Origin of the sequence: Paraburkholderia sp., from assembly GCF_035656215.1 — a bacterium.
Classification (GTDB): Bacteria; Pseudomonadota; Gammaproteobacteria; order Burkholderiales; family Burkholderiaceae; genus Paraburkholderia.
Window position 1 is genome coordinate 1 of the sequence record NZ_DASRSY010000322.1, and the last position, 5749, is coordinate 5749.

Sequence of the window (5749 nt, forward strand, 5' to 3'; positions counted from 1 at the left end):
ATCGGCAGCATCGCCACGTTGCGGCAGAACATGAATGTCAGCAAGATTGAGCAGCTCGTTCAGGCGTTCTACGGGTTGCAGCGGAATGAAAACGCAGTTCGTCAATCCCGCGCAGCGCGCGAACAAACTCTCTTTCGCGGCGCCACTGCCGCAGAAAACGAAGGTGATATCGGCACGTGCGACAAGCGATGCCGCCGCATCCGCGAGCGTTTCGATGCCCTGTTTCGCGCCCATGTTGCCCGAGTAAAGCACCACCTTCTGGTCAACCGGAATGCCTAGGAGACGCCGGTAGTCGCTCGCGCGCGTCAGCGGAAAGATGGTCGACACATCCACCCAATTGGGCAGACACACGACCCGCGAAGGCTCGACACCCTTGACTACCGTGCGCGAACCCATCTGCGGCGTAATCGACGACACGGTATCGAAGCGCCGCAGCAGCGTGCTTTCGATCCAGCGTGCCACGCTGGCTGCGCGCGAGCTTTTCAGAAGACCCAGATCGAAAGCCGCATCGACTTCGAAGTCCTGAATATGCAGCCAGGCTTGCGCGCGCGCGACACGCGCGAGCGTCAGCGCGGCAGGCGCGCACATCAGGGTCGGCGCGATCAGCATCGCGGCATCGGGGCGCCATAACACCTGCCGGGCGAGCAGCGGCAACGAGCTCACCGCGAAGCTCGCAAGATGCAGCATCCGCTTCAGGCCGCTCGGACGCGCCGGCACCCATAGCGGTGCACGCCAGATCGTCACACCGTCGCGCGTCTCGCGCTGATATCGCCATGACACATAGCCCGTAGCAACGCGCCACTCGGGGTAATAAGGCGGCGCGCACACCACGCGAACCTCGTGGCCGCGGCTGGCCAGCAGCGCAGCCATTTCCGCCGTGTACTTACCCACCCCCGTCAGTTCAGGTGCGTAGTTGAGACCGTAGATCAGGATCTTCATTGTGACTACCGGAACGTGTTAGAGCTTCGCAGGCGCGACGGGCCGTGAGGCGCGTCAGTCGCTCAGCATCAGCGCGCAGCCACGAGCGATATTGGCGGCGGCAGAAGGCGGATCGAAACGACGAATCACATCCATGCAACGGTGCGCCGTGCCGCCGGCGTCGGCGAAAGCCTCCATCGCCTTGAGCATCGTGCGCTGCAATCCGGCGACATCGCCGGCCGTGAATGCATAGCCGCTCACGCCGTCGATCACCAGCTCCGGCACACAGCCGCAACTTTCGCTGACCACCGCGGGGCAACCGTGCGCGAGCGCCTCATTGACGACGAGTCCCCACGGCTCGCTATAGCTCGGCAACACCATGCAGGTCGCGCCGTAGTATTCCTGGGTGAGCGGTTCGTCCTGCAAACTGCCGGCGAAAGTCACCGCGTCGCCCAGTTCGAGTTCAGCGACCTTCGCGTGCAGCGTGTCCGTCATCGGCCCTGTGCCGACAATACGCAACTTCGCCGCCGGAATACGGCGCCGCAAGCCGGCGAACGCCTCGATCAACGTGCCGATGCCCTTTTCTTCAGAGAGACGGCCCACGTACAGAAATACCGGCGGACTGCCGGCGCGCGCCGCGACCCGCTCGACCAGCGCGCGCTCCGGCGAAAACGATCCAGGCATTGCCGCGGCCTGGCATGGCACGAAAATTTTGTCGCGCTTGGCGCCAAGTGAAAGCAGATACTCCCGGCTGCGCTCGCCGAAACCAAAATAGCCATCGCAGAACGAGAAGAACACGCGCTTCGGAATCGATGTCAGCAGCTTCTTGGGCCGGTCGCGCGCGGTCGAGTCGCAGAACACCGCGCGCCGCTTGCCGGTCACGATGCACGCCGCCAGCATCGCCCAGTATTCCGGACGGTGGTAGCCCGGCAGAACGATCAGATCCGACTTGGTCCGCAACACCTCCCACGTGAGTCGCGCGATCATCTTCATCGTCGGCACATCTTCGTAGCAACCGTCGAACAGCTTCTGCATCGGATAGCGATGGTACGAATAGTCGACATCCGAAAAGCCGACACGGTCGTGCTCGGTATCCGCAATCTGCACCATCGAGTAGCGAATCGCGCCGGACGACGAAATCTTATGCAAGGCGGAGAACACGACACCCTTGTGACGCGACCATACGACGTTGTGGAAGATCGTGACTGACGCGGTCATTTTTATGCCACTCCTCGAAAAATCGTCCCTGTGTGCGTTACACGCCGCTCGCGCGAAACGCCCCACGCATTCTCTCAATTCCAGAACCGCGCTCAACGGCCCTTCAGTGCGCACCTATGCATGCAGGGCGGCGACGGAGGTCGAGCCGGCGTGTAATTCAACGAATTCCCGATACGTGGAGGCAATGCCTTCCTCGAGGCCAATGGTCGCGTGCCAACCCATTTGCGCGAGTCGCGATACGTCGAGTAGCTTGCGCGGCGTGCCGTCGGGTTTGGACGCGTCGAATACGAGCTCACCCGCGAAACCGACGACCTTGCAGATGCATTCGGCCAGCTCGCGAATCGACAGATCCTCGCCGATCCCGACGTTGAACAGACCTTCTGTCACGTTGTGCTCGAGCACGAACAGCGTCGCCGCGGCGAGATCGTCGACATGCAGAAACTCGCGGCGTGGCGTGCCCGATCCCCACACCGTCAAGTTCGCGGCGCCGTTCACCTTCGCTTCGTGTGCCTTGCGCAGCAGCGCCGGCAAAACGTGGCTGCTGTTCAGGTCGTAGTTGTCGTTAGGGCCGTACAGATTGGTCGGCATCAAGGAGACGTACTGCGTGTTGTACTCACGGTTGTACGCCTCGCACAGCTTGAGACCGGCGATCTTCGCAATCGCATAGGCGTCGTTGGTCGACTCGAGCGGCGAGGTCAGCAGATACTCCTCGCGGATCGGCTGCGGACACTGCTTCGGATAAATGCACGACGAACCGAAGAACACCAGCCGCTCGACCTGCGCGCGATACGCGGCATGAATCACGTTGGTTTCGATCATCAGGTTTTCGTAGATGAACTCACCCGGCTGCGACGCATTGGCGAGAATGCCGCCCACGCGCGCGGCCGCGAGCAGCACCACGTCGATCTTTTCCCGCTCGAAGAAGCCGTTCACGGCGGCCTGATCCATCAGGTCGACCTCCGCCCTCGAACGCGTGACGACATTGTGGTAACCCTCGGCATTCAGCCGCCGGACCAGTGCGGAGCCCACCATGCCACGGTGGCCCGCGACGAAGATGCGTGCTTGTTTGTTCATCGCCGTTACTCGTGATGTTCCAACGCCGTGAAACCGGCCAGCGTGACAAGCGCGTCACGTCGTGCAATCTGATAGTCCGCCCGCACCATTTCCTTGACGAGCGCGCTGAACGGTGTGGTCGGCCGCCAGCCGAGCCTGGCATGGGCTTTCGACGGATCGCCCAGCAGCGTCTCGACTTCGGCAGGCCGGAAATAGCGCGGATCGACACGCACGATCACATCGCCGGGCGACATCTTGACCTCGCGCCCTTCCACCTTTTCGACGACGCCGATTTCTTCCACGCCGGTGCCTTCGAAACGCACGGTGACACCCAGTTCGGCCGCGGCATGCCGAACGAAATCACGCACGCTGTACTGCACGCCGGTGGCGATGACGTAATCCTCCGGTTGCTCCTGTTGCAGCATGCGCCATTGCATCTCCACGTAGTCGCGCGCATGGCCCCAGTCGCGCAGCGCCGACAGATTGCCGAGATAGAGTATTTTCTGCATGCCCACGGCAATGCGCGCCATGGCGCGCGTGATCTTGCGCGTCACGAAGGTCTCGCCGCGCACCGGCGATTCGTGATTGAACAGAATCCCGTTGCAGGCATAGAGCCCGTAGGCTTCGCGATAATTGACCGTGGTCCAGTACGCAAACAGCTTGGCGACCGCGTACGGGCTGCGCGGATAGAAGGGCGTGGTTTCCGACTGCGGAGTCTGTTGCACAAGGCCGTACAGCTCCGAGGTCGAGGCCTGATAGAAACGCGTCTTGTGCTGAAGCCCAAGAATCCGGATCGCTTCGAGAATCCGCAGCGCGCCGAGCCCGTCCGCGTTGGCCGTGTATTCCGGTTCCTCGAACGAAACCGCCACGTGGCTCTGTGCCGCAAGGTTGTAGATCTCGTCAGGCTCCACACGCTGGATCACGCGCAAAATGCTGGTCGAGTCGGTCAGGTCGGCGTGATGCAGAAAGAGTCGCTGATCCGGGTCGTGTGGGTCACGATAGAGATGATCGATCCGGTCTGTATTGAACAGCGATGACCTGCGTTTGATGCCATGTACGTCGTAATCCTTGGCGAGCAGCAGCTCGGCAAGATACGACCCGTCCTGTCCAGTGATGCCGGTGATCAGCGCGACCTTGCGTTTCATGGAACTCTCCCCCTTCGTTAATCTTCAATGCCAGCGCAACAGCACGATCAGGTGATCGGCCCCGTCATGGAGCCGCCACCTCAACCCGCGATGCTGTCGTATCCGTAATAACCGCCTTGATAGCCCGAACCGAGGAAGGCGCCTTCCTGCGGCACATCGGTAAGCAGCACACCTCTGAGCGATACGCCGCCGTTAAGCAGCCGCTTGGCCGTCTCGGCGATCTCGTTCAGCGGATGGCGGCCGTGGCGCACCACCAGCAGCGTCGTGGCGGCGTACTTGCCGATCACCGTCGAATCGGTGACGGCGAGCACCGGCGGTGTGTCGACGATCACGATGTCGTAGTGCGATTTCAGTTCGTCGAGCATCGTTTCGAAGCGCTTGCTCATCAGCAATTCGGACGGATGCGAGGGCAGCGTGCCCTTGGCAAGCACGTCGAGTCCGGGCAGCACATCGCGCTGGATCATCGCCGTGAGATCGCCGCCGCTCAGCACGTCGGAGAGCCCCGGCTGATGGCCAATGCCGAAATGCGAATGCACGTCGCCGCGCCGCATGTCGCCGTCGATAATCAGTACCCGCTTATTCGCCGACGCCACCAGCGCCGCCAGATTCACCGACAGGAACGACTTGCCGGAGTCGGGCCGCGAACCCGTGATCATGACGACGTTGTTCTCGGCGTGATCGAGCGATAGTTGCAGCGAGGTCCGCAGATTGCGCACGCCCTCCACGGCGATGTCTTCCGGCGCCTGCTGCGCGAGCACGTGAAGCCCGCGACGGCGCAGCATGACGTTTTCCTGCAAACGCAGTTGCATCTGGCTGCGCGGCACGATCGCGAACACCGGTACGCCGAGCACCGCTTCGAGTTCGTCCGGACGTTCCACCCCGCCGTACATCGCGCGCCTGAAGAAGGTCAGCATGATGCCGATCAGCAAGCCGCCGCCGAGCGCGATCAGGATCGCCAGCACGCGCTTCGGACGCACCGGTTCGTCAGGCGTTTCGGCGAAGTCCACCACCCGCACGTTGCCCACCTGGCCGGCTTTCGCCACCCGGAGTTGCTGCGCGCTATTCAGCAGATTGGTATAGAGCTCCGTATCGACGTGCACGTCGCGCAGCAGACGCAACGCGGTCTGCTCGGTATCCGGCATCACGGCGACGCTGCGATTCATGCTGGCCGCCGCGCCTTGCAATGCCGCGATCTGTGCATCGATGGCAGCGACCGCCGGGTGATTCGCCGTGAAACGCTGCGACATCTCCGCGCGTTGCTGCTGCAGATCGAGCAGCTTGGTCTTGTTGTCGACGACCTGCTGGAGCAGCAAACGGCTTTCTTCACCGAGATCGACCGTACCGTGCGTATTACGGAATTTGTTATAGCGTTGCTCCGCGTCGTCGAGTTCCTTGCGCAAACCGGGCAGTTGCTG

5 protein-coding genes are annotated in these 5749 nt (G+C 62.2%); all 5 read right to left on the reverse strand.

The window, feature by feature from the left end; translation table 11 throughout:
- The coding region (locus VFE81_RS18505) for a glycosyltransferase WbuB (protein WP_325045981.1) at positions 1-939 on the reverse strand (939 nt) is incomplete at its 3' end.
- Between the two features lie 54 nt (positions 940-993).
- Positions 994-2136 (reverse strand): glycosyltransferase family 4 protein, encoded by a 1143-nt coding sequence (locus tag VFE81_RS18510; protein ID WP_325045982.1) that lies wholly within the window; start codon positions 2134-2136, stop codon positions 994-996.
- Between the two features lie 114 nt (positions 2137-2250).
- The gene (locus VFE81_RS18515; RefSeq protein WP_325045983.1) at positions 2251-3210 is read right to left on the reverse strand and encodes a GDP-L-fucose synthase; all 960 of its coding nucleotides are present in this window, start codon (positions 3208-3210) and stop codon (positions 2251-2253) included.
- A 5-nt stretch (positions 3211-3215) separates the two neighbouring features.
- The gene (gene gmd / locus VFE81_RS18520) at positions 3216-4334 is read right to left on the reverse strand and encodes a GDP-mannose 4,6-dehydratase (protein WP_325045984.1); all 1119 of its coding nucleotides are present in this window, start codon (positions 4332-4334) and stop codon (positions 3216-3218) included.
- An 80-nt stretch (positions 4335-4414) separates the two neighbouring features.
- On the reverse strand, positions 4415-5749 hold a 1335-nt coding region (locus VFE81_RS18525), incomplete at its 5' end, for a polysaccharide biosynthesis tyrosine autokinase (protein ID WP_325045985.1).

Excerpts from the sequence above, each read along its gene's own strand:
- VFE81_RS18510 (WP_325045982.1), bottom strand. The coding sequence starts at position 2,136 with ATGACCGCGTCAGTCACGATCTTCCACAACGTCGTATGGTCGCGTCAC.
- VFE81_RS18515 (WP_325045983.1), bottom strand. The coding sequence starts at position 3,210 with ATGAACAAACAAGCACGCATCTTCGTCGCGGGCCACCGTGGCATGGTG.
- gmd (WP_325045984.1), bottom strand. The coding sequence starts at position 4,334 with ATGAAACGCAAGGTCGCGCTGATCACCGGCATCACTGGACAGGACGGG.